Genomic DNA, 23816 nt, shown 5'->3' on the forward strand with positions numbered 1-23816 from the left:
CCAGCCCGAAGTGCTACTGCGACAGCTTCACGAAGCTCGGAAACTTCAGCTTGCCCTCCGCGATCTTCTCGGGCCAGACCACGATCTGCTTGCTGTCCTGCCACTGGAAGACCAGACCGGATACGGTCGTGGGACCGGACTTGATGCCGTGGGTGAACTCGTCGTCCTTGCCGTAGAACTGGATGCGGCCGATCGTGCCCTCGTAGTCGGTCTTTTCGAGCTCGGTGACCATCTTGTCGGGATCGGTCGAGCCCGCGCGCTTGATCGCCTCCGTGATGAAGTAGACCTCGTCATAGGCGGTGTAGCCGGTATAGGCCGGCGGCGAGCCGAACTTGGCCTGGAACGCCGCCGCGAACGGCTTTGTCTTGGAGGTCACGGCGACGTCGGGCGTGGCGACCGCCAGCGACGGCACTCCGTCGGCGGCACCATTGGTGTCCTTCCAGAAAGTCGGGCTCAGCGCCTGCGCGCTGATGCCGAACATCGGGATCGGCACTTGCTGGTTCTTCCACTGCACCGTCGGCTGCACGCCGACATGAGAGATGCCGGTGACGATCACGTCCGGCTTCTTGCCCTCGATGTTGTTGAAGATCGGAGTGAAGTCGGTGGTGTCGGGCGAGAACCGCACATGCTCGACGACCTTCAGGCCTGCTTTCGGAAGGCAGGCCTCGTAGCCAACGTCGAGCGGCTTGGTCCAGGCCGCGTCCTCGCTCATGATCGCGGCCGTCTTGAACTTGAGCTTGTCCACGAGCAAGTCCTTAGCAGCGTCGCAGACGAGCTGGGCTTGCGCCGCCGAGGTCAGATAGCCGTGGAAGGTGTACTTGTTCTTCTCGTAGTCGTTGTGGATCGCCTTGGTGATCTCGTTCGAGGCCGCGCCGGGCGTGATCAGCGGCATCTTCAGCCGCGCCGCCCAGGGCTCGAGCGCCAGCACGACTTCGCTGATATAGCTCGCGATCACGGCCGACACCTTGTCCTCGCTCACGGCACGCTGGAAGGCGCGTACCGAGTCCGCCGAGGAGCTCTTGTTGTCGTAGGTCACGATCTCGATTTTGCGGCCGAGGATGCCGCCTTTGGCGTTGATCTCGTCGGCGGCGATCTGCGCGCCGCCGGGCGTCGCGGCGCCCGCGATCGACTGCACTTCGGCGATGACGCCGATCTTGATCGGATCATTCGACTGCGCGTAGGCGGGGGCGGCGAGGCACAGCGCCAGCGCAGAGGTGAGGAGGCTGCTGCCGAGAATCGTAGATAGTCGCATGGTCGTTTCCCTTCTTGTTTTGTTGTTGGGCTGTGAATTACAGGAAATCGGCGCCAGCCTCCGCGGCGAAGCGGCCGGGATCGCCCTCCCAGACGATCCTTGCATGTTCGAGCACATAGACGCGGTCGGCATGTGGAAGCGCGAACGTCACGTTCTGCTCGCCGAGCAGCACCGTGATCGACGTCGTCTGCCGCAGTTTCGTTAACGCCTTGGACAGGAGTTCGAGGATGACAGGGGCGAGGCCCAGCGTTGGCTCGTCCAGGATCAGGATCTGCGGCTGCATCATCAGCGCGCGGCCGATCGCGAGCATCTGCTGCTCGCCGCCGGAGAGCGTCTGAGCCATTTGGCCCTGGCGTTCCTTCAGGATCGGGAACAGCTCGAACAGCCAGGCGAGCTGCGTCGCGCGCTTGTCGTCGGTCAGATGTTGACCGCCGAGATCGAGGTTTTCCCGAACGCTCATCTCGCCGAACAGTTCTCGCGATTCCGGGCACTGCACAAGACCGCTGCGCGCGATCTTGGCCGGCGTCGTGCCGCGCAGCTTCTCGCCTCCGCGCACGATCTCGCCGCTATAAGGCAGGAAGCCGGAGATGGTGTTGAACAGCGTGGTCTTGCCGGCGCCGTTGAGGCCGACGATCGAGACGAATTCGCCCTCGTGGACGTGGATCGAGACGTTCTCCAGCGCCTGCGCCTTGCCATAGAACACGCTGACATTCTCGACCTGGAGCAGCGGCACCTTGTCCTTGAAGCTGGTCTCGGGCCGCGCGTGGGTCTCGATAGCGCCGCCGAGATAGACCCGGCGCACGGTCTCGTTCTTCATGACGTCCTCGGCCTTGCCGGTGACGATCTCCTCGCCGAGATACATCGCGAGCACGCGGTCGACCAGGGCCGCGACGCTCTTGACGTTGTGGTCGACCAGCATCACCGCGCGGCCTTCGTCGCGAAAACTGCGGATCAGGTCGGAGAAGACGTCGACCTCGCCGCGCGTCAGGCCAGCGAAGGGTTCGTCAACCAGCACCACCTTCGGATCACGCGCGATCGCTTTCGCAAGCTCGAGCCGGCGCAGGTCGGCAAAGGGCAGCGTCGGCGGGCGGCGGTTCATGACGGCGCCCAAACCGACGCGGTCGGCGATCCATTTGGCGCGCTCGACCAGCGCCTTGTCCGGGAACAGCATGAACAGGCTGTCCGGCAGCAGCGCCACCATGATGTTCTCCAGCACCGTCTGCCGGTTCAGCGGCCGCGAGTGCTGGAACACCATGCCAAAGCCCTTGCGCGCGATCTTGTGCGCGGGAAGGCCGGCGACGTTCTCGCCTTCGAAGATCACTTCGCCGGCGGTCGGGCGCTCGATGCCCATCACGCTCTTCATCGCGGTCGACTTGCCCGAGCCGTTCGGCCCGATGAGGCCAAAAATCTCGCCGCTATTGACCTCGAAGCCGAGGTTCTTCACCGCCGTCAATCCGCCGAAGCGCTTGGTCAGGCCGCGGACTTCCAGCACGACCCGGTTTGAAGTCTTCATATCCATCACGAGCGCGCCTCACGCGAGAGAGCCGCTCCGAGGAAGCCGCCGGGGAAGAACAGCACGACGAGAAGCGCGACCGCCGAGACGATGAAGGTCGCGAGCTCGCCGGTCGGCCTGAGGAATTCGCCGGCGACGATCAGGAAGATCGCGCCCAGCGCCGCGCCAAGTACCGTGCGTCGGCCGCCCAGCACGGCCGAGACGATGACGTTGACGCCGACCGCGACGTCGACCACGGTGCCGACCGAGGCGGTGCCGAAGTAGAACACCAGCAGCGCGCCTGACAACCCTGAGAAGAACGCGCTGACGATGAAGGCGGCAAGCTTGTGCTTGACGATGTTGAAGCCGAGCGCGCCGGCCTGCACCGGGTCCTGGCCGCTCGCCTGCAGCACCAGCCCGACCGGCGATTGCGACAGGCCGTAGAGGATCGCGGCCGAAATCGTCATGAAGCCAAGCGCGATCCAGTAGTTGGCGCCGGCGTTGATGGTGATGACATCCGGGATGGTCAGGCCGATCTCGCCGCCGGTGAGATCGGCAAACACCACGATGAAATTCTGCAGCATCAGCACCGCGACCAGCGTGGTCAGGCCGAAATACGGTCCGCGCACCCGAAGTGCCGGTAGCGCCAGCACGAGGCCGGCGATCACGGAGGCGAGCGCGCCGAGCACGATGCAGAGATAAACCGACCAGCCGAACTGGGCGTTCAGGATGCCGGCGGTGTAGGCGCCGACGCCGATCAGGAAGGTCGGCCCGAAATTGACCTCGCCGGCGAAGCCGAACAGCAGGTCCCAGGCCATCGCGAACACGCCGAAATAGAACGCGACGGTGAGCAGCCCGAGCACGTAGCCGGAGACGTAGAGCGGCAGCGTCGCCGCGATGATGACGAGCGTGAGCGAGATGAAGAACAGGCGTGTCGTAAAGAAGCTGGCCATCTCAGCGCCTCCCCAGAAGGCCCTGGGGCCGGATGTACATCACGAACACGAGCAGCAGCAGCGCCGGAATGGTGCGATAGGCCGGCGAGATCAGATAGGCCGTGAGGGTTTCGAGATAGCCGACCACGAAGGCCGCGATCAGCGAGCCGGAGACGCTGCCGAGACCGCCGAGCACGACGATCGAGAATGCGCTCGCCGTCAGCGGTCCGACGCTGTAGGAACTGACGCCGAGGAACATTCCGAGCAGCACGCCGGCGATGCCGGCGAGGATGCCGTAGATCGCCCACACCACGACATAGATGTTGGTGAGCTCGAGCCCGAGCAGGGTGACGCCGCGCGGGTTCATCGATGCCGCCAGCACCGCCTTTCCGGTGCGGGTGCGGTTCACCAGGAGCCACAACAGCGCGATGACGAAGCAGCACACGATCGCGGTAAAGATCTCGTTCTTGGGCGTGCGGACGCCGAGGATCTCGACGACGCCATCGACGATCGGCAGCACGGTCTTGGCGTTGTTGGTGAAGAAATAAGCGATCACCTCCTGGATCATGATCCCCCACAGCAGCGTGCCGGTGAGGACGAAGATCTCCTTCTCTTCATTCGGTATGCGCCGGGAGTCCTGGATCGGCTTCACCACTGCGAAATAGGTGGCAAAGGCTGTCAGGAGGGCAACTCCGACGCCGATCAGTGCGCCAGCATAGGTGCCGACATTGAGGATGCTGGCGGCGGCCCAGGCCGCCACCGCTGCCGCCACCATGATGGCACCGTGGGAGAGGTTGAGCACACCAGAGACACCGAAGATCAGTGTGAAGCCGGTGGCACCGAGAGCGTAGAGAGCGCTGATGGCAAAGCCATCAATCAGAATCTGGAAAGCTCGCATCTATGATTGGCCAGACGATCTTGCTGGAGGAATGTGCTGCGGAAAGCCGCGTGTGGAAGCTCCCGGGAAGTGGTCCCGGGAGCTGTTCCGGCTAGTTCGAGAGCTTGATGAAACTCGGGAACTTGACGTCGACCTTGGCGACATCCTTGGGCCAGACTGCGCTCTGCTTGCCGTCCTGCCATTGCAGCATCAGTCCGGTGATCAGGCCCTTGCCGTATTTGATCGAGTGGGTGAACGGATCGTCCTTGCCGTAGAACTGGACGCGGCCGATCGTGCCTTCCCAGTCGGTCTTCTCGAGCGCATCGACGAGCTTGTCGGCGTCGGTCGAGCCGGCGCGCTTCACGGCATCGGCGATGTAGTACACCTCGTCGTAAGAGGTGTAGCCGGCATAGGAGGGATAGTTGCCGAACTTCTTCTTGAAGGCTTCTGCGAACGGCACCGACTTCGGCGTCACCGCGACGCCGGGCCCGGAAACGCCCTGGTAGAGCACGCCTTCAGCGGCCTGGTTGGTATCCTTGCCAAAAGTCTCGTTGGTGGCCTGCGACGAGATGCCGAACATCGGGATCGGCACCTGCTGGTTCTTCCACTGCACCGTCGGCTGCACGCCGACATGGGAGATACCGGTGATGATCACGTCGGGCTTTGAGCCCTCGATCTTGTTGAAGATCGGCGTGAAGTCGGTGGTATCAGGCGAGAAGCGGATGTGATCGAGCACCTTGAGCCCGATCTTGGGCAGGCATTCCTCGTAGCCGACGTCGAGCGGCTTGGTCCAGGCGGCGTCCTCGCTCATGATGACCGCGGTCTTCATGTGCATCTTGTCGACGAGGAGGTCCTTGGCGCCGTCGCAAACCGAGAGCGCCAGTGCCGCTGACGTCAGATAGCCGTGGAACGTATACTTGTTCTTCTCGTAATCGGCGTGGACGCTTTTGCTGATCTCGTTGGAAGCAGCACCGGGCGTCACGAACGGCGTTTTCAGCCGCGAAGCCCAGGGCTCGAGCGCCAGCACGACCTCGCTGATGTAGCTGGCGATGACGACCTGCACCTTGTCCTCGTTCACCGCGCGTTGGAACGCGCGCACTGAATCTGCCGAGGAGGAGTGATTGTCGTATCCGATGATCTCGATCTTGCGGCCGTCGACGCCGCCAGTGGCGTTGATCTCGTCGGCGGCAAGCTGTGCCGCCTGAGGGATGGAGGCGCCGGCAATCGCCTGCGCTTCCGCGATCACGCCGATCTTGATGGGATCGGCGGCAAGTGCCGCGCCTGACGCCGTCATCAACGCACCGGCCGCGGCCGCACCGAGCGATATTCGCAATGCTACAGAGAGTCGTTTCTTCATGTTATTCTCTCCCTTTGAAAAGGCCTCTTGTGAGCCATTATGTCGGCAACTATACCGGCGGAGGCATTCTCGGCAAGTGAAACCGCGTTCAGGATTGCGACAGACGAACTAAAGTCTAGCGCTGCGCAAATAGCGGGCGGGAGAGCTGCCGGACCCGTTTCACGCGCAGGCATGCAGATTTCGTCGGTAGGCATGCGCTGCTATCGCGCCCAGCAACCGGATCGTTGAATTGCGATGCCGTCGCGTTGGCTCAGCACGCTCGCAGCAGCCACGGATCGAGCGGCTCGAGCCGGGCGGGATCGAAGGGCGAGATGTCGACGTTGCGCGTCGCACCCTCGGCGATCAGTTGCGCCATTGCCTCGCCCGTGGCGGGTGCATTCAGGATGCCCCACACATTGTGCCCGGTCGCAACATAGAGGCCGTCGCTCTGCGGTACCCGGCCGATCAGCGGCAGGCCGTCCTGTGTCAGCGGCCGGAAGCAAGCCTGCCGCGCAATGATCCTCTCGGAGCGGAACAGCGGCGACAGCCGCTCGGACATGGTTTGCAGGCGCGCGATCGCGTCGTGGTCCGGCGTCACAGCGGCCGGATCGAGCGGAAGCGGCGCGAAGTCGGAGAGAGCGGTGATATGCGTGCTGCCGTCAGCGCGAGGAAAGACCTCGGCTGACACGGCGCTGCCATTCTCTTCGGACTCCAGAAACAGCGCATCGGCCGGGGCATCCGTGCCGGTGTCGTACACGATGCTCGGGCTGCGCTGGCCGAAGACGGCGGGCAGGCTCATCCATTGCGCGGCGAGCAGCGACCATGGTCCCATCGCGATCACGACGGCGTCCGCCTCCACGGTGCGGCCGTCGACCTCGACGCCCGTCGCGGTCGTGCCGTCCGCATCGCGCATGATACCGGCCATGTTGCCGGAACGAAGCTCGGCGCCTTGCGCGAGCGCCGCGTTCATCACGGCTGAGGTGAATTTTTTGGGGTGAACGATCGCAGTGGTCTCCGTCGTGCCGATGCGCTGTGCGATGATGACGCCGTTGCTGAGCCAGCCGAGCGCGGAGGGTGCATCCCTGCGCGGATGGCCATCGGCAGCAACGAAGCCGCTATAAGCGGTCATCGGGCGATAGCCCCAATCGCCTGCGATCTCTTCCGGCAGTTGCGCATGAATCGCAAAGCTCCGTCGCGCCAGCGCATCGAGCGGCGAGCCCTCGCACCAGTTGCGCGCGAGGAAGCCGCCCGCCTTGCCTGATGCTGCGGCCGCGACGTCTGTCCGCTCCACGACGATGACGTCGATGCCGCGGCGGCGGAGAAACCAGGCGGTGCAGGCCCCGATCACGCCGCCGCCGCAAATCACAACGCGCATGAATTCCCTCTACACAATGAAATCCTTCGCATGGAGATCCGCGGTATGGACCCCCCTCCAGCCGCCATGCGCATGATCGCTGATGGAACTACCGGAGTCTCCGCTGAACGCGGCGGACGATCTGTTTTTCATCGATGCAATGACGACGTCATTGTCGGCAGGCCCGGGTCTCCAAACTCAGTCACGAATTGCTGGGTCCCAACGCTGACGATGATGGTGTCGTTTGGCATACGGCGCATCGCGCAACTCCCGGTTCAAGCCGGGCGCGGGAACGAAGAGCAGCATGCCTTCGCGCCGCACTGCGGCCTTGGCGTGCCATTCAATCTTCGTTGGATTGATGGCGGAGATTTGCCCGAGGCGTAACTTGATTGCGACCAGGGAACCGCAACTCTGCGCACGCGTTCGAACTGCTGTCACAACGCGCAAGTTCGCCGCGGTGCTCGTGACCGTTATTTGTGCAGATCGCACCCGCGGAAAGCGATCGGGCGCCGGCGGTCCACGCCGACGCCCGTGCTTGCGATCTCTCGCGCGGGCTCAGCCGGGCCCTGCGCCTTGCGTGGCCGTATATACCGCATAGAGCGACTGGCTCGCGGCCATGAAGAGACGGTTGCGCTTGGGGCCACCGAAGCAGATGTTGCCGCACACTTCGGGCAGCCGGATGCGGCCGAGCAGCTTGCCGTCCGGCGACCACACCGTCACGCCGTTGTAGCCGACGGCGCGGCCGGCGTTGCTGGCGGTCCAGACATTGCCGTTGACGTCGCAGCGCACGCCGTCCGGCCCGCACTTCACGCCGTCGATCACGCACTCGCTGAACCGCTTTTGGTTGGTGAGCTTGTTGTCGCCGCCAACGTCGAACACGAAGATCTCGCCCTTGCCGCCGGGCCCGGTGTCGCCGGGTCCCTTGCCGGTCGACACGACGTAAAGCTTCTTGAAGTCCGGCGAAAAGCACAGGCCGTTCGGATCTGGCACCTGCTCCTCGGTGACGACGAGATCGACACGGCCCGAGGGATCGATGCGATAGCAATTGGTCGGCAGTTCGCGCTTGCCCGGCACGAAGCCGGCCGGCTGCCCAATCCGCGGATTGAGCTTGCCGCCGGAGTTGGTTGGACCGCCTGCGGCATCGGGCTCGCCTTCGTAGAGCTGGCCGCCATAGGGCGGATCGGTAAACCAGTAACTGCCGTCGGGATGCGCGACGACATCGTTAGGCGAGTTCAGCTTCTTGCCGTTGTAATTGTCGCAAAGCACGGTCGCGGTGCCGTCGTGGTCGTAGCGCGTCACCCGCCGGGTCAAATGTTCGCAGGAGAGCTGGCGGCCCTGAAAGTCGAACGAGTTGCCGTTGGAATTGTTGGACGGCGAACGAAACACGCTGACGCGGCCGTCGTCCTCGCTCCAGCGCATCTGCCGGTTGTTGGGAATGTCGCTCCACAGCAGATAGCGGCCTTGTGCACTCCACGCCGGGCCTTCAGCCCACAGCACGCCCGTATAGAGACGCTTGATCGCCGTGTTGGGCTGGGCGAGATCGTTGAAGGACGGATCGACCGCAATGATGTCGGGATCCCAGAAATAGGTGGTCGGGGCACCGTTGGGACCGAAATCGCGTGGCGGGGTGGTGATCGTCGTCGGCGGTGCGGCGGGTCCGGTCTGGGCCAGCGCGGAGCCGGCGCCGGCCATTGTGGCGGCAGCACCCAGCGCGAGCCCCTGAACGAGTGTTCGTCGTGAAAGCGCAGCATCCTGGTCACGCTGCTCGTGGTCACGAGCTTCCTGGCGTGTCATCGCGTCCTCCCGGTCATGTTCGGCTAGCCGGTTGATCCGGCCGAGCAGGGCAAGTTAGTCCGGTCCGATGGCGGTTGCGAGGGGGAGGTACGCATCCTCAGCGTGATATCGGGCCGGCAAAAGCGTGGGAACGTCGAACATGGAAACGACAAATTCGTCCCCGCGTGACGGCTTCCCCGGAACGCCTTCGGAGCGTTGCCAAACTGTGGAGCATGTCAAGCCTTGACCTCCTGCGCGACGCTGGCAGAACGTCACTCGGGGTGTAAAGTCGGAGTTCGCCGTGGTCGCTGTCGTCGTACTGGTTTTGCTGCTCGGGATTGCATTTGCGGCCGGCTATTTCACCCGCGACCACGTCTCCCGCAAAAGGCGAGCTGAGGCGCGCCGCTGGCGCGAGTACTCCGAGCCGGAGTGGCTCGGTGCCAACGCGCCGGCCAACACCAACGAGGTCGCGAACGCCGATAAAGCCGCGCCGGTCGCGACCGGCGAGCTGGGTCAGATGCTGGACCGCTGGGAGACCAGGGCTCGCGCTCGCCGCACGGGATAGCTACCGGCGGAAGGCGCAAGCACTTGCAGCACATCTGGTGATATCGCCCGCGCTGCAATCACGTCAGCCTTTCTGTCCATCTTTTGGCGTTGCAGTTGCTCCTATTTTTCGTCTAGAAACGGCCGATCGAGCCCCCCGGCAACCAACCGTCAACGGTTTTGACCGAGGATTTGAGGGCTCAACAGGGTCTGGCAATGCTGATTCGCGGCCAAATCGATGGGATTTCGGGGGAGGTGGCTCTGGCCGCCGCCACGATCCCGGCCGCGCTGCTGCCCTCCCTCCTTATTGGCGGGCTTCTTCTTACTTGCCCCTGAGGGCCGCCTGGGCGCTCAGGGGTTGGTCGAGATCACCGGACACCTCAAGCGCCCAGAAAACTGATGGCGCAGAAGCTCAAAAGGAAATTTGAAATGGCTACCGTGAACAAGTCCGAGAAGGACCGCGTCATCATTTTCGATACCACCCTGCGCGATGGCGAGCAGTGCCCCGGCGCCACCATGACCTTCGAGGAAAAGATCGAGGTGGCCGAGATGCTGGACGATATGGGCGTCGACGTCATCGAAGCCGGCTTCCCGATCACCTCTGAAGGCGACTTCCAGGCGGTGAGAGAGATCGCCCGCCGCTCTAAGAACGCCGTGATTGCCGGCCTGTCGCGCGCGCATCCCGCCGACATCGACCGTTGCGCCGAGGCGGTGAAATTCGCCAAGCGCGGCCGCGTCCACACCGTGATCGCGACCTCGCCGCTGCATATGCGGGTGAAGTTGAACAAGACCCCGGAGCAGGTGCTCGAGACCTCGGTCGCCATGGTCGCGCGCGCCCGCAACCAGATCGATGACGTCGAATGGTCGGCCGAAGACGCCACCCGCAGCGAGATGGACTATCTGTGCCGCATTGTGGAGGCCGTCATCAAGGCCGGCGCCACCACGGTGAACATTCCGGATACCGTCGGCTACACCACGCCCGAGGAATACACCCACTTCATGCGCACGCTGATCGAGCGCGTGCCGAATTCGGACAAGGCGGTATTCTCGGTGCACTGCCATAACGATCTCGGCATGGCTGTCGCGAATTCGCTGGCCGGCATCGCCGGCGGTGCGCGCCAGATCGAATGCACTGTCAACGGCATCGGCGAGCGGGCGGGCAATGCCGCGCTGGAAGAAGTCGTGATGGCGATCAATGTCCGCAACGACAAGTTTCCGTGGTGGAACAAGATCGACACCACGCAGCTCACCCGCGCCTCGAAGGTGGTGTCGGCGGCGACCTCGTTCCCGGTGCAGTACAACAAGGCCATCGTCGGCCGGAATGCGTTCGCGCATGAAAGCGGCATCCACCAGGACGGCGTGCTGAAGGACGCCTCGACCTACGAGATCATGCGGCCGGAGATGGTCGGCCTGAAGCAGTCCTCGCTGGTGCTCGGCAAGCATTCCGGCCGCCACGCCTTCGTGCACAAGCTGGAGGAGATGGGCTACAAGCTCGGTCCGAACCAGCTGGAAGATGCGTTCACGCGCATGAAGGCGCTGGCCGACCGCAAGAAGGACATCTACGACGAGGACATCGAGGCGCTGGTCGACGAGGAGATGGCGGCTTCGCATGATCGCATCAAGCTGACCTCGCTGACCGTGATCGCCGGTACCCATGGCCCGCAGCGCGCGACCATGAAGCTCGACGTCGACGGCCAGATCAGGATCGAGGAGGCCGAGGGCAACGGTCCGGTCGACGCGGTGTTCAACTGCATCAAGCGCCTGGTGCCGCACGAAGCCAAGCTCGAGCTGTACCAGGTCCATGCGGTGACCGAAGGCACCGACGCGCAGGCCGAAGTCTCGGTGCGGTTGTCGCATGAGGGACGTGCAATGACGGCGCGCGCGGCGGATCCGGATACGCTGGTTGCCTCGGCAAAGGCCTATCTCGGCGCGCTGAACAAGATCGTCATGAAGCGCCAGCGCGACACGGTGACGACGGCAGCGGCGAGCTGACGCTCATTCTCCCGGCCAATCTGCAAAAGCGCGGCGCCCTCGGTGCCGCGTTTTTCGTTGATCGTCCAGTGCGGGCGCTTCTTTCCGGGTACCGCATTTTTGCAAGGAGGCCCCTGCTAAGGGGCAATGGCGCCTTGGCGTGCTTCCCTATAAATCTGCCCCCAAGAGTTCAAGTCCCGGGGGCCGGCGGTCCGTGCCCCATAAGGACATGGGGGGAGGAAGCATGCGGAAACTCATTTTGGCTGCGACATCGATTGCGGCTTTGGCGCTGACCGGGCCGGCATCGGCGCAATCGCCGATCATCATCAAGTTCAGCCACGTCGTGGCCACCGACACGCCGAAGGGCAAGGCGTCGGAGAAATTCAAGGAGCTTGCCGAGAAGTACACCGGCGGCAAGGTCAAGGTCGAGATCTATCCGAACTCGACACTCTACAAGGACAAGGAAGAGCTCGAGGCGCTTCAGCTCGGCAGCGTGCAGATGCTGGCGCCGTCCAACTCCAAGTTCGGCCCGCTCGGCATCCGCGAATTCGAGGTGTTCGATCTGCCCTACATCCTTCCCGACCTGAAGACGCTGCGGAAGGTGACGGAAGGCCCGCTCGGCCTTCGGCTGCTCAAGCTGCTGGACTCCAAGGGCATCACCGGGCTGGCCTATTGGGACAACGGCTTCAAGCAGATGAGCGCCAACAAGAAGCTGGTGACGCCGGCGGACTATCAGGGCGTCAAGTTCCGCATCCAGTCCTCGCGCGTGCTCCAGGCCCAGTTCAAGTCGCTCGGCTCGCTGCCGCAGGTGATGGCGTTCTCGGAAGTCTACCAGGCGCTCCAGACCGGCGTCGTCGACGGGCAGGAGAACACCTGGTCGAACATCTATACCCAGAAGATGCACGAGGTGCAGAAGTACATCACCGAGACCAACCACGGTTACATCGGCTACGTCGTGATCGTGAACAAGAAGTTCTGGGACGATCTGCCGGCCGACATTCGCGACCAGCTCTCGAAGGCGATGAAGGAAGCGACCGACTTCAACAATACGCAGTCGCAGAAAGAGAACGACGCCGCGCTGGCGGAGATCAAGAAGAGCGGAAAGAGCGAGATCATCAAGCTCACGCCGGAGCAGGACGAGGCGATGCGCAAGGCCATGGAGGCGGTCTACAAAGACGCCGCAGGCCGCATCGGCCAGCCGCTGATCGACGAGTTCCAGAAGGAAGCGAAGAGCACGACGAACTGATCCGGATCGGCCGTGAATGAAGGGGCTTCCGTGCAGACCCCGCGGAGGCCCTTTTTTTTGTTGCAAATCGTTTCAGTGTGCATCTGAATGGACATTCAGGGGAGTAAGAAGGCTCTCTCTGTCCAACTTGTAAGTTGCGCGTCAGCCTTGCGACCCTCATCTTCAGGGCGTCCTTCCAAGGAGGTTCGTATGAGGAAGTTTACCATCGCCGCCATTGCCGTGCTCAGCATCGCCGGCTCGGGCGCGGTCTATGCCCAATATCATCGCCCGTGGATGCACGAGCACATGCGCCACATGCGCATGAATCCGGAAGACCGCGCCGCTTTCGTCGACGCGCGGATCGCCGCCGTCCATGCCGGACTGAAGCTTAGCGCGGACCAGGAGAAGCTGTGGCCGCCGGTCGAGAGTGCGGTGCGCGACTTCGCCAAGCTGCGCATCGACCGCGCCAATGCGCGGATGAATGCCGGCCCCGGCGATGCCGGCAAGGACGCTAACAAGGATGCCGACAAGCCCGAGGATCCAATCGCCCGACTGCGCCAGCGCGCCGAGGACATGGGCACGAGCTCGGCGGCCCTGAAGAAGATCGCCGATGCAGCCGATCCGCTCTACAAGACCCTGGACGAGGGCCAGAAGCGGCGCCTCGCCGTACTGACTCGTCACCGCGGCCCGTTCGGCAGCGGCGAAGACGGCCCGCGCCGCCACTTCATGGAACGGGGCATGGACCGCATGATGGAGCGCGGCATGGACCACTTCCACCGTGATCGTTTCGACCGCGACGGCGGCCCGGACCGGGACCGCGAGGGGCGGCTCTAAGCCTTCAAGTGTGGTCTGGGATCAACCTTGGCGAAGCCGCTGGAATCCAGCGGCTTTTCGCTTTCTGAGGACTGTGGAAAAACCTTCGCTGCATCGCTTGCCAGACCGGGATCGCTTTGCTAAACGACCGACCTCGCAAGGCATTGACCGCCTTTCGGGCGCATAGCTCAGTTGGTAGAGCAGCTGACTCTTAATCAGCGGGTCCCAGGTTCGAGCCCTGGTGCGCCCACCAAACAAATCAAACACTTAGCGGTTTGAGCAAACGGCAAAACCAGCGCCGTTTACACCACCGTTTACAGTTTTGTTCTTGCTTCGAGCTTGAGCACGGCAGCTTCTGCGAGCTGAATGTCACGTCCGGGATAGTGTGCATCGAGAATAGCCTCGACGTCCTTCAGGGAGTGACCGGTGACTGCGGCAATCTGTGGCACACTAGCGCCGGCGATCGCCAACCGAACCACCGCCGTGCCGCGCAGGTCATGAAATGTCAGGCCCTCGATACCGGCGCGCTCGCAAGCCTTTGCCCACGATGTCCGAAAACCGTCGGACGTCCAAGGCCGGCCCAGCGTGTTCGTCAAGATAAGGGGTCCCCGACTTTCGGTGGTGTCGAGTAGAGTTCGCAGAGGACCGCCGGCAGGCATTGCGACGCGCCGACTCCCTTCGACTGGCGAAGGCGAATGTAAGGGCTCTCGTAGGCCGACCAGGGCAGCCGCAACAGGTCGCCTTGCCTTTGTCCGCTCCACAAAGCCAAGACCAGCGCCAGCTGGATCTCGGGGGAGCCGACTGACAGGACTGCGGCGATGTTCTGCTCGGTCCAGATCTTGTCTCGGCGGTCTGCGACATAGAGCCGACCACCGCGCTCACAGGGGTTGCGGGTAATGATGCCGCGGTCTTTCCCAAAGGACAGAATGCGCGCCAGTACCGTCCAGGCGAGATCAGCCTTGCGCGGTGTGGCAAAAAGGGGGAAAACCATGGATCTCGAGCTCGCCGGCAAGGTCGCGCTTGTCACCGGTGCCAGCGTCGGCCTCGGCCGCGCGATCGCGCAGATGCTTGCCGAAGAAAGGATGTCGCCTCGCAACCGTGGCCCAGCGAGAAGACCGCCTAAGAAACGCTGCGGAAGAGATTGCGGTTATCGGATGCGAGCGGCCGTTGGTCATTGTCGCGGATATCACGCAGCACGACGCAGCTACGAGGATCAGAGATGATGTGGTTGCCGCTTTCGGCCGACTAGACATCCTCGTCAACAATGCCGGCGGTTCGCGGCCCTTCGACGGGCTCGGCACGCGTCAACAATGGGATGAGGCTATGGCGCTTAATTTCATGCCGGTCGGGAACTCGCCCATGCCTTCGTACCCATAATGCAAGCACAGAAATTCAGCCGGATCGTCAATCTGACGGGAGGCGACGATCGATTGGCGTTGAACGGCGGCATTCCCCCAATGGGGCCACCGACATCTGGGCAAAGTCGCTTTCCCGCGTTGTGGGCAAGGATGGGATCACGGTCAATTCAATCCCGCCAGGTCGGCTGCACTCCGAGCAGATCGACCAGAATTGTTGCCAGGCTCAGCGCAAATGGGTCGCTGAAAATTGTCCTGCCGGCTATATCGGCGAACCGGAAGATCTCGCGGTGCTGGTCGCCTTTCTTGCCTCACCACTTGCCCGTTACATCACGGGACAGGTAGTCCACGTTGACGGAGGTGCGCGACGCTTCTCGCGCTAGCAAGCCGAGTTCTTGCAGAGCGAGTCTGTCAACAGAGCACCTGGACACGCCTCAGGCCGAAATTGGAGCAACTTCCAGAGGCGAACACCGCCTGCTCGAACTGACCTGGCGAGGTAATTTGGCGCCGCTTGGAGGAGCTTGGAAAACGTTACTTTCGGTGCCCCAGTGGACCTGAGGTTCATCTGGGTGAATAAGTGTCTCCTGGAATTTCTGTTCCAGCGAGAGAGCGTTACGGAATTTAGTTGACGCGCGGTTGTCCTGGAAATCCTAGCAACTGAAAAGCGACGCATACGAATCGGAGTAAGCATGCCGACTGATAAGGTTTCATACGAAAGCTTATCAGTTGGGCGCTGGACGGGAGATGGATGCCTGATTTGTCTCAAATAGCAGACCGCAGCTACAGCCGTTGGGATGTCAACTATGCGGCCAGAAGCCGAAACCAGAGTTTGCCCGATGGTGCCAATCAGTTGAGAGCTCATCGAGCGCTATGCGATGCGCGTGCTACGGCTCATCTTCTCGATGTGACGATGCAACAGCAAAGAGTCCAGCGGGGCATAGGAGATTGCGGCCTGTCACGCCCGTCCGCAGCTGGAGGCGATCTAACCCGTTGCGCGTGGGAGCATGCCGCTTGCCGTAATCTCTGCCGAAAGCTCTTCGATCGTCTTGCGTTGCTCCATGGCGGCTTTTCGGATCAGCGCAAAGGCGGCAGGTTCGGCAAGCGCATGCGAATGCATCACCTGGAGAACGGCGGCAAGTACGACACGACGTGACCGCAGGCGCTGCTCGAGTTTGAGGATCTGTTGCTTCAATTCGCTTGTGCGATGGTTTCGCTCGAATGCCATGACGAGCGCTGCATAGATGCCGGCCGATCGCAGCGGCTTAATCAGGAACGAAGCTGGGTCGAGCTCGAACACCAACTTCAAGCGGCTTGGGGTCTCGGTGCCGACCAGCGCGATGACAGGTGATCGCGCCAGGTACGCGCGTTGCGCCGGTTGCAGTAAGGGCAGGAATTCGTCATCGATCAGCGACAGATCCGGTGTGAAGCCGACGGGCTCACCCGGCGTCCATGCAACACCCTCGATCCCGAGACGCTCGAACTGGCGTCGCACGATGGTCGCATCGCGTTCGTCCTTGATGGCAACGAGCGCCTTGCGTCCGCGCAGCGAAAATGAAGACGGTCTGCTCATTTCACAACCCGCAAATGCGGCGCGTTCGGCAATGCGCCGCCCATCGAGATCTCCTTCGAAGGGCTGACCGCAACGTCGAGCTGCGTCAGGTAAGGATCAGGCTTAACAGGCGCGTCGGCTTCCCAGAAGATATCGAACTGTCCTCGCGGATTGGATACGGCAAGCCGCGGTGTAAGGACGCAATGATTGTTGCCGCCGTCGATCCACACCGGTCCTTGCGGCGAATTGTAGCGATATCCCGCCGCGGCGCGCTGCACCTCGGCAATGTCGGACGTGCCCGCGCGCTGCAGCGCGCGCGCCAGCAGATAGACTGCGACATAGGCGGATTGCCCGTCAACGGAGGGGCTGCTGTCCTCGCCATGGCGCGCCTTCCAGCGCGCTACGAAGGCGCGGTTCTCCGGCAGCCGGATGCTCTCGAAATAGGCCGACGACGTGATACAGCCGGCCGATGCCGGCCCGACGATCGCCAGTTCCGGCTCGCACAGGCTACAGCTCAGCATGGGAATCTCCAGCCCGGCAGCCTTGGTGCCGGCGTGAAATGCGCGGATGAAGTCGTAGCTCGAGCTTCCGACCAGCGTATTGAACACGATCGGCGGTTTGCGGCGAACGATCTCGTCGACGATGTGACCGACGGCGCTTTCGCCGAGCTCGAGCAGCCGCTCGGCGAGGATGTGGCCATCTGCCGCGCTGACCAGTTCACGGGTGACGCGATTGGTCTCCCACGTCCACACGTAGTTGGAGCCGACGCAGAAGATTTCCCGTGACAGATTGTCGAGCACGTAGCGGACCAGCGGCAGCACGTTGTGATTGGGCGAGGCGCCGACATAGATCACGTTGTCCGAGCACTCGAAGCCTTCATAGCGGGCAGGATACCAGAGCAGGCGATCGGTGCGCTCCACGATGGGAAGCACCTGCTTCCGCGAGGCCGAGGTGTAACAGCCGATGATGTGCTCGACGCCGACATTGCGAATGAGGTCGTCACAGACCGTGTGATATTCGGAGACGATGCCGCGGGGATCGCGAATATGGGGCGCGATCGCGAAGTCGAACTCCGCCTGGCTGTTGATCTCGTCGACCGCCATCATCGCGCTCTTGAGGATCTCGCGGCCCATTGCCTGATAAGGCCCGGACTGCGAGCAGATGATGCCAACGGGAACATACGGCTTTGTCATTGACTGCTTTCGATCGCGTAACGCGAAGATGAAATCATCATCGCCGATGACAGCGCAAGTGGCTTGCCGTTTTGCTGCGCAGCACTCTCGAAATTTAGGCAGACAGCATCGTTGACAACGCGATGGGCAGGTCCTTAGACTTTTCTCCTACAGGGTGACCTGTCGAACCTCGCGTGCGCCGATCTGGCCGATGACGTCCAGCTCCTTGCACTAAGTGCTTCGTTCGATCACGGACCCTAAAGCGACAGATCATAGCCGCGGCATTTGAGCCATTCGTCACCTCATTCGGGAGGGACGGGTGGCTTTTTTCGTTTGCCGCCGGGAAAGCTGGCGATGCGTCCGCGTAGCCAGAACGGTGACGCATGTGCGAGACGGCGATGTGTCATGTGAGCGGGAGGATGAAGAGCGATGGCGGAAACGGATCTCCACTATCTCGGGCTCGTCGACATCGGGCGAAAGATCCAGGCGAGGGAGCTGTCGCCGGTCGAAGCGACCAAGGCGATGCTCGGGCGGATCGAGAAGCTCGACGGCAAGCTTAAGAGTTTCGCGCATGTGATGGCTGACTCAGCGCTTGCCGACGCCGCCGTGGCCGAGAAGGAAATCGCCTCCGGCAAGGTCAAAGGACCGCTGCATGGGGTGCCGGTGGCGGTCAAGGATCTCTGCTGGGCCAGGGGCGCGCCTGCCGCGCACGGCATGACGATCCATCACGATTTTCGTCCGACTGAGGACGCAACGGTGGTTGCGCGGCTGAAGGAGGCCGGCGCAATCATTCTTGGTAAGCTGCAGCAGACCGAAGGAGCTTACGCCGATCATCATCCGAAGATTGATCCGCCGAAAAATCCGTGGAACGCGGATCTTTGGCCCGGCGCATCCTCGAGCGGTTCCGGCGTCGCTACCGCGGCTGGCCTATGCTTCGGCTCGCTCGGCACCGATACCGGCGGTTCAATCCGCTTTCCGTCCGCGGCCAACGGCGTCACCGGGCTTAAACCGACCTGGGGACGAGTCAGCCGCTACGGCGCTTTCGAACTTGCGGCGACGCTGGATCACATCGGCCCGATGGCGCGGAGCGCTGTCGACTGCGGCGCCATCCTCGGCGTCATCGCGGGGCAGGATCCCAGGGACACGACGTCGGTGCCGCTGCCTGTGCCCGACTATCTCGCCGGTCTCTCCGGCGACCTGCGCGGTGTGACGATCGGCGTCGACCGGCGCTGGACCAGCGAAGGAACCGATGGCGATGCGGCGAAGGTCCTGACCGAAGGGTTGCGTGTGGCGGCCGATCTCGGCGCGAAGATCAATGAGATCATTTTCCCCGATCCCAAGGCGGTCATCGACGACTGGTTCCCGCTCTGCGGCATCGAGGTCGCCGTCGCGCACGAAGACACCTATCCGGCGCGCAAGGACGAGTATGGCCCGGCGCTCGCGGGTCTGCTCGATCTCGGCCGGCAGCAGTCCGGCATGGACTACCAGAAGATCGTGCTTCGCCGCGAGGCATTTCGCGGCGCGGTCCGTGTCCTGTTCGAGACCGTCGATCTCGTCGCGGTGCCGGCACAGGCGTTCGCCGCGCCCACGCTCGCCAAGATGGCGGCGCTCGGCGAGGACGCCTCGCTGATCGGCGGACTGCTGCGCTTCACGTGTCCATTCGACATGACGGGAAGTCCGACCGTGACGCTGCCCGGCGGGTTCGCGGCGAATGGCGGTCCGGTCGGCTTCCAGTTCGTTGGTCGTCATTTCGACGAGGCCGGACTTGTGCGGGCGGGCGACGCGTTCCAGCGCGTCACCGACTGGCACAAACGTCATCCCGGGGTCTGAGTTGAGGAGCTGATCACATGTCCGAAGACTGGTTGAAGACATCAATCATGACCAAGCGCGCGGTCGCCAAAGGCGCGACTGGCGCGACGCATAGCCTGACGATCGAGCAGCAGGGCGGCTTCCATTATGTCTACGGCCCCTATGCCAAGCCGACCCTGTCGATCGACCCGGGTGGGATCGTTGTCGTCGAGACGGAAGATGCCTTTGGCGGCGTGCTCACCAGCGAAAGCGACAGCCCAACCGCCAAACTGAATTTCCCCTATCTCAACCCGCAATGCGGACCGATCGCCGTCAAGGGCGCCAAGAAGGGCGATTGTCTCGCGATCTATATCCGCGACGTCGAGACGCGGGGTGAACAGCCGGCCGGTACGACCTGCATCATTCCGGAATTCGGCGGGCTGGTTGGAACAAGCTCGACGGCGCTGCTCAATCCGCCGCTGCCGGAACGCGTAAAGAAACTGCATGTCGACAGGAACGGCATACGCTGGAACGACAAGATCACGCTGCCCTACGAGCCGTTCATCGGAACCATCGGTGTCTCGCCGGAGATCGAGGCCATCTCGTCGCTTCAGCCTGATTACCACGGCGGCAACATGGATCTGCCCGACGTCGCGCCAGGTGCGATCATCTATTTTCCGGTGCATACCGATGGCGGGATGCTCTACGTCGGCGACTGCCATGCGACGCAAGGCGACGGTGAGCTCTCCGGCGTGGCGCTGGAGCAGCGCGCCACCGTTACATTGCAGGTCGACCTGATCAAGAACTGGAGCTTCGCCTGGCCCCGGCTCGAGACTAAGGACTTCATCATGACGATCGGCAGCGCGCGTCCGCTCGAGGACGCGGCGCGTATCGCCTATCGTGAGCTCGTGCGGTGGATGGCGGCAGATTACGGCTTCGATGAGATCGACGCCTACATGCTGCTCAGCCAGACGGGCCGCATGCGCCTCGGCAACATGGTCGACCCCAAATACACGATGGGAGCATCGATCCTGAAGAATTACCTCAAGCCATGACATCCAGCCGCTTTCAAAAACAGGGGACATCACGATGAGTTCAGGACGTAAGCTCGGAATCGTTTTGCTCGGCGCCATGCTTGGTACAGCTGCGGTGATGAATGTTGCACGCGCGGCAGAGCCGCCGTTGAAAGTGGGGCTGCTCGAGGACGTATCCGGCGATCTCGCCTTCATGGGCATGCCGAAGCTGCACGGTTCCCAGCTGGCCGTCGAGGAAATCAACAAGAGCGGCGGCATCCTGGGGCGGCAGATCGAGCTGATCCACCTCGATCCGCAGGGCGACAACGCCCGATATCAGGAATTCGGCCGCCGTCTGCTCAATCGCGACAAGGTCGACGTATTGATCGGCGGCATCACTTCGGCCTCGCGCGAAGCGCTGCGTCCGATCGTCGACCGCACCTCCACGCCTTATTTTTACACTAACCAGTATGAAGGCGGTGTCTGCGACGCCAGCATGATCAGCATGGGTGCGGTGCCTGAGCAGCAGTTCTCGACGCTGATACCGTGGATGGTCGAGAAGTTCGGCAAGAAAGTCTACGTCATCGCCGCCGACTACAATTTCGGTCAGATCTCGGCAGAGTGGAACCGCAAGATCCTGAAGGATCTCGGCGGTGAGGTAGTGGGCGAAGAGTTCATTCCGCTCGGTGTGTCGCAGTTCGCGCAGACGATCCAGAACATCCAGAAGTCGAAGCCGGATTGGCTGCTCACGATCAATGTCGGTGCCGCCCAGGATTCGTTCTTCGAGCAAGCCGCTGCCGCCAACCTCAACCTGCCGATGGGGTCTTCGATCAAGGTCATGCTCGGCTTCGAGCACAAGCGGTTCAAGCCGCCGGCGCTCAACAACATGCACGCAACCGCGAACTGGTTCGAGGAAATAGACACGCCTGAAGCGACCGAGTTCAAGAAGCGCTGGCACGCGAAATTCCCCGACGAACTCTACATCAACGACATGGGCTACAACGCCTATAACGCGCTCTACATGTACAAGGCGCTGGTCGAGAAGGCGAAGTCGATCAAGCTCGACGACATGCGGAAGGTGATCTCCAGTGGAGACGCCTGCATCGACGCCCCCGAAGGCAAGGTCTGCATCGATCCGAAGAGCCAGCATACCTCGCACCGCATGCGCCTGATCTCGGTCGGGCCGAAGCACGAAGTGAAGGTCGAGAAGGACTACGGGACGATCCAGCCCTACTGGCTTGGTGAGATCGGTTGCGATCTCACCAAGAAGAACGACAAGGATCAGTACACCCCGAGTCATCTCCCCAAGAAGTCGTGACGTCCGGCGGGCACAGATCTTGCTCGTGTTGAGTGTCACGATCTTGAACAAGGCCGGCGCCGCAACGATGCGGCGCCGGGATCGGCAAGGGGATCAAGATGTCGGCTGAAGTATTCTCCGTGTTCTATCAGTTCGCCGACGTGTGTTTGCGTTCCTAATTCTTTCGGCCGCAGGCCTCGCCATTGTGTTCGGCATGATGGGCGTCATCAACATGGCCCACGGCGAGTTCATCATGTGTGGTGCCTATGTGACGGTTGGCCTTGTGAATCTCGGTGTGCCGCTCGCGATTGCCCAGATGCTGGCCGCGCTGACGGCGGGGCTCATCGGTGTCCTCGTCGAATTCCTGGTCGTGCGGCGTTTCTACAAGCGGCCGCTGGATTCGTTGCTCGCGACCTGGGGCCTCAGTCTCATCGTGACGCAATCGATGCTCCTGATTGTCGGGTCTGCCGTACGGGGGATCGGAACGCCGGAGGGAAGCTTCGCAATCGGCGGTTATTCGTTTTCGACCTATCGTCTGGTGCTGTTCGGTTGCGCGGTGGCCGTGCTGGGCGGTCTCTACATCATCTTCATGAAGACGCGGTTCGGAGTGATCGCCCGCGCGACTATGCAGAACGCCGCGATGGCGAAGGCGCTGGGCGCGCGCACAGGCCGCGTCTATGCGATCAGTTTCGGGATCGGCACCGGCCTCGCCGGGCTCTGCGGGGCGCTCTACGCGCCGACCATGACGCTGATTCCGACCATGGGTGCGACATTCGTGGTCGAAAGCTTCGTCACCGTCGTGATCGGAGGAGCGAACGTGCTGCTTGGAACGGCGCCGGCCGCGGTCTTCCTGGCGATAATCCGAATGGCGCTGAACGCGAGCTATGGACAGATCATCGGTCAGATCGGCATGCTGGTGGCTGTCATCCTGATCATTCGGGTGTTGCCCGAAGGGCTCTCTAGCGTGCTGGTCCGCCGTGGGCGCTAAGGGGAAATGTTGATGTTCAAGCTGCTGGAAGGCCCACAGACGCTCGGACGCGGCAAGATCTTCTGGTCATGCTTCCTCGCCGTGCTCGCGGGTGCGCTGACTTATCCGCTGTTCGCCGATTCCTACGACGTGGGCAATTTCGCTTACTTCCTGATCTGGATCTTCATGGCGCTCGGCCTCTGCCTGATGTGGGGCTATGGCGGCATGCTGTCGTTCGGCCAGACCTTGTTCTTCGGCATCGCCGGCTATGGCTATGGCGTGCTCGCCATCAACATGGGCGGCGGCACTGCGACGATCGCCGCACTCGTGCTCTCGGTTGTCCTCGCGATGTTGGCGGCGGGAATTCTCGGCTACTTCATGATCTGGGGTGGGATCAACGGCATCTTCTTCGGCATCGTGACGCTGTCCGCGACGCTCGTGCTTGCCTTCTTCCTTGGTCAGACCGCAGGGCCGGAATGGCACATCGGCCCGGCGCGGTTGAACGGCTTCAACGGCATGAAGGGCATGGACCCGCTGACCGTGGGTGACTTCTATATCGAGGGATCGGCGCTCTATTACATCATGATCGCGCTGATCGTGATCGTCTATCTCGCGCTGCGCATGCTGGTCAATTCGGGGATCGGCAATGTCATCGTGGCAACGCGCGAAAATCCCCAACGCGCGGAGATGCTGGGCTATGACGTCCGGAAATACCAGCTGCTGACATTCGTGATCGGCAGCGGCCTCGCGGGCCTCAGCGGCGCACTCTACACGTCCTGGGGACAGTTTATCACGCCCTCCAGCATCGGCTTGCCGGCAGCCGCGATGCCGATCGTGTGGGTGGCCTTCTCCGGGCGAAACGATCTGACGGCGACCCTGGTCGGGTCGTTCCTGTTGCTGTTCGGCTTTCAGATAATCACGGTCTACAGCCAGCAGGCCGCGCTGGTGCTGATGGGCGCGCTGCTGCTCGCCACGGTGATGCTGGCGCCGCAGGGGTTTGTGCTCGGAATTGGCAAGCTTGCCGCCGACTGGTGGGGTGGGCGCCGACGGCGCGATGATGGCGCCGTCGCGGAGGAGGCCGGTCGCTTACAGCCGGAAGAATCCTGA

General features: G+C 62.6%; 22 protein-coding genes, 1 tRNA gene and 1 pseudogene. 12 read left to right on the forward strand and 12 right to left on the reverse strand.

Annotated elements, in window-relative coordinates; translation table 11 throughout:
• Window positions 1–13 precede the first annotated feature (13 nt).
• From ABIB00_RS13805 to ABIB00_RS13835, 7 genes are all read right to left on the reverse strand, one after another.
• Window positions 14–1252: an ABC transporter substrate-binding protein gene (locus tag ABIB00_RS13805; protein ID WP_247341481.1), complete on the reverse strand. Its 1239-nt coding sequence runs from the start codon at window positions 1250–1252 to the stop codon at window positions 14–16.
• Between the two features lie 37 nt (window positions 1253–1289).
• The gene (locus ABIB00_RS13810) at window positions 1290–2771 is read right to left on the reverse strand and encodes an ATP-binding cassette domain-containing protein (RefSeq protein WP_247442279.1); all 1482 of its coding nucleotides are present in this window, start codon (window positions 2769–2771) and stop codon (window positions 1290–1292) included.
• Window positions 2771–3697, reverse strand: a complete 927-nt coding sequence (locus ABIB00_RS13815; RefSeq protein ID WP_354053239.1) for a branched-chain amino acid ABC transporter permease — start codon at window positions 3695–3697, stop codon at window positions 2771–2773. The genes ABIB00_RS13810 and ABIB00_RS13815 overlap by 1 nt, the downstream gene beginning before the upstream one ends.
• A 1-nt stretch (window position 3698) precedes the next feature.
• Entirely contained in the window at window positions 3699–4574 is an 876-nt protein-coding gene (locus ABIB00_RS13820) for a branched-chain amino acid ABC transporter permease (RefSeq protein ID WP_247341487.1), read from the reverse strand.
• Between the two features lie 91 nt (window positions 4575–4665).
• Window positions 4666–5910 carry an ABC transporter substrate-binding protein gene (locus ABIB00_RS13825; RefSeq protein WP_247442277.1) on the reverse strand — a complete coding sequence of 415 codons (1245 nt, stop codon included), beginning with the start codon at window positions 5908–5910 and terminating at the stop codon, window positions 4666–4668.
• A gap of 250 nt (window positions 5911–6160) precedes the next feature.
• Complete coding sequence (locus ABIB00_RS13830) at window positions 6161–7264, reverse strand: NAD(P)/FAD-dependent oxidoreductase (protein WP_354104710.1); 1104 nt, start codon at window positions 7262–7264, stop codon at window positions 6161–6163.
• A gap of 534 nt (window positions 7265–7798) precedes the next feature.
• Window positions 7799–9037, reverse strand: coding sequence for an SMP-30/gluconolactonase/LRE family protein (locus ABIB00_RS13835; RefSeq protein ID WP_354104711.1), 1239 nt, complete (start codon window positions 9035–9037; stop codon window positions 7799–7801).
• A gap of 280 nt (window positions 9038–9317) precedes the next feature.
• Here ABIB00_RS13835 and ABIB00_RS13840 point away from each other — a divergent pair, with 280 nt between their 5' ends.
• The 5 genes from ABIB00_RS13840 to ABIB00_RS13860 all read left to right on the forward strand — a co-directional run bounded on the left by ABIB00_RS13840 (window position 9318) and on the right by ABIB00_RS13860 (window position 13821).
• Entirely contained in the window at window positions 9318–9581 is a 264-nt protein-coding gene (locus ABIB00_RS13840; protein ID WP_247341496.1) for a hypothetical protein, read from the forward strand.
• A gap of 407 nt (window positions 9582–9988) precedes the next feature.
• A complete protein-coding gene (locus ABIB00_RS13845) occupies window positions 9989–11551 on the forward strand; it encodes a 2-isopropylmalate synthase (RefSeq protein ID WP_354104712.1) in 1563 nt (520 codons plus the stop codon).
• Between the two features lie 223 nt (window positions 11552–11774).
• On the forward strand, window positions 11775–12776 hold the full coding sequence (locus tag ABIB00_RS13850) for a TRAP transporter substrate-binding protein (RefSeq protein ID WP_247341500.1): 1002 nt from the start codon (window positions 11775–11777) through the stop codon (window positions 12774–12776).
• Window positions 12777–12965: 189 nt separating this feature from the next.
• On the forward strand, window positions 12966–13589 hold the full coding sequence (locus tag ABIB00_RS13855) for a Spy/CpxP family protein refolding chaperone (RefSeq protein ID WP_354104713.1): 624 nt from the start codon (window positions 12966–12968) through the stop codon (window positions 13587–13589).
• 156 nt (window positions 13590–13745) lie between these two features.
• Window positions 13746–13821: transfer RNA gene (locus ABIB00_RS13860), tRNA-Lys, on the forward strand.
• A gap of 61 nt (window positions 13822–13882) precedes the next feature.
• Here the strand turns inward: ABIB00_RS13860 and ABIB00_RS13865 are convergent.
• Genes ABIB00_RS13865 through ABIB00_RS13875 form a run of 3 tightly spaced genes read right to left on the reverse strand, consistent with a single transcriptional unit; the run spans window position 13883 to window position 14743 of the window.
• Window positions 13883–14164 (reverse strand): tyrosine-type recombinase/integrase, encoded by a 282-nt coding sequence (locus ABIB00_RS13865; RefSeq protein ID WP_247341505.1) that lies wholly within the window; start codon window positions 14162–14164, stop codon window positions 13883–13885.
• Entirely contained in the window at window positions 14161–14559 is a 399-nt protein-coding gene (locus tag ABIB00_RS13870) for a hypothetical protein (protein ID WP_354104714.1), read from the reverse strand. Before ABIB00_RS13870 ends, ABIB00_RS13865 begins: the two co-directional genes overlap by 4 nt.
• Window positions 14522–14743 (reverse strand): hypothetical protein, encoded by a 222-nt coding sequence (locus tag ABIB00_RS13875; RefSeq protein ID WP_354104779.1) that lies wholly within the window; start codon window positions 14741–14743, stop codon window positions 14522–14524. Before ABIB00_RS13875 ends, ABIB00_RS13870 begins: the two co-directional genes overlap by 38 nt.
• On the opposite strand from ABIB00_RS13875, the gene ABIB00_RS13880 reads away from it, so the two are divergent.
• Window positions 14667–14945: an SDR family NAD(P)-dependent oxidoreductase gene (locus ABIB00_RS13880; RefSeq protein WP_354104715.1), complete on the forward strand. Its 279-nt coding sequence runs from the start codon at window positions 14667–14669 to the stop codon at window positions 14943–14945. The genes ABIB00_RS13875 and ABIB00_RS13880 overlap by 77 nt on opposite strands.
• Window positions 14884–15306 carry an SDR family NAD(P)-dependent oxidoreductase gene (locus ABIB00_RS13885; protein ID WP_354104716.1) on the forward strand — a complete coding sequence of 141 codons (423 nt, stop codon included), beginning with the start codon at window positions 14884–14886 and terminating at the stop codon, window positions 15304–15306. Before ABIB00_RS13880 ends, ABIB00_RS13885 begins: the two co-directional genes overlap by 62 nt.
• Before the next feature lie 599 nt (window positions 15307–15905).
• On the opposite strand, the gene ABIB00_RS13890 is transcribed toward ABIB00_RS13885, so the two are convergent.
• Window positions 15906–16415, reverse strand: coding sequence for an ANTAR domain-containing response regulator (locus ABIB00_RS13890; RefSeq protein ID WP_456648953.1), 510 nt, complete (start codon window positions 16413–16415; stop codon window positions 15906–15908).
• Window positions 16416–16489: 74 nt separating this feature from the next.
• On the reverse strand, window positions 16490–17665 hold the full coding sequence (locus ABIB00_RS13895) for a transporter substrate-binding domain-containing protein (protein ID WP_247444022.1): 1176 nt from the start codon (window positions 17663–17665) through the stop codon (window positions 16490–16492).
• 408 nt (window positions 17666–18073) lie between these two features.
• Here ABIB00_RS13895 and ABIB00_RS13900 point away from each other — a divergent pair, with 408 nt between their 5' ends.
• The 5 genes and pseudogenes from ABIB00_RS13900 to ABIB00_RS13920 all read left to right on the forward strand — a co-directional run bounded on the left by ABIB00_RS13900 (window position 18074) and on the right by ABIB00_RS13920 (window position 23816).
• Window positions 18074–19474, forward strand: a complete 1401-nt coding sequence (locus ABIB00_RS13900) for an amidase (protein ID WP_354045476.1) — start codon at window positions 18074–18076, stop codon at window positions 19472–19474.
• Between the two features lie 17 nt (window positions 19475–19491).
• Window positions 19492–20487 carry an acetamidase/formamidase family protein gene (locus ABIB00_RS13905; protein WP_247444020.1) on the forward strand — a complete coding sequence of 332 codons (996 nt, stop codon included), beginning with the start codon at window positions 19492–19494 and terminating at the stop codon, window positions 20485–20487.
• 34 nt (window positions 20488–20521) lie between these two features.
• Window positions 20522–21763: an urea ABC transporter substrate-binding protein gene (locus tag ABIB00_RS13910; protein WP_502916518.1), complete on the forward strand. Its 1242-nt coding sequence runs from the start codon at window positions 20522–20524 to the stop codon at window positions 21761–21763.
• A 98-nt stretch (window positions 21764–21861) separates the two neighbouring features.
• Window positions 21862–22730, forward strand: a pseudogene (locus ABIB00_RS13915) (ABC transporter permease subunit).
• Between the two features lie 12 nt (window positions 22731–22742).
• On the forward strand, window positions 22743–23816 hold the full coding sequence (locus ABIB00_RS13920; RefSeq protein ID WP_354104717.1) for a branched-chain amino acid ABC transporter permease: 1074 nt from the start codon (window positions 22743–22745) through the stop codon (window positions 23814–23816).

The organism is Bradyrhizobium sp. LB14.3, from assembly GCF_040547985.1.
Classification (GTDB): domain Bacteria; phylum Pseudomonadota; class Alphaproteobacteria; order Rhizobiales; family Xanthobacteraceae; genus Bradyrhizobium.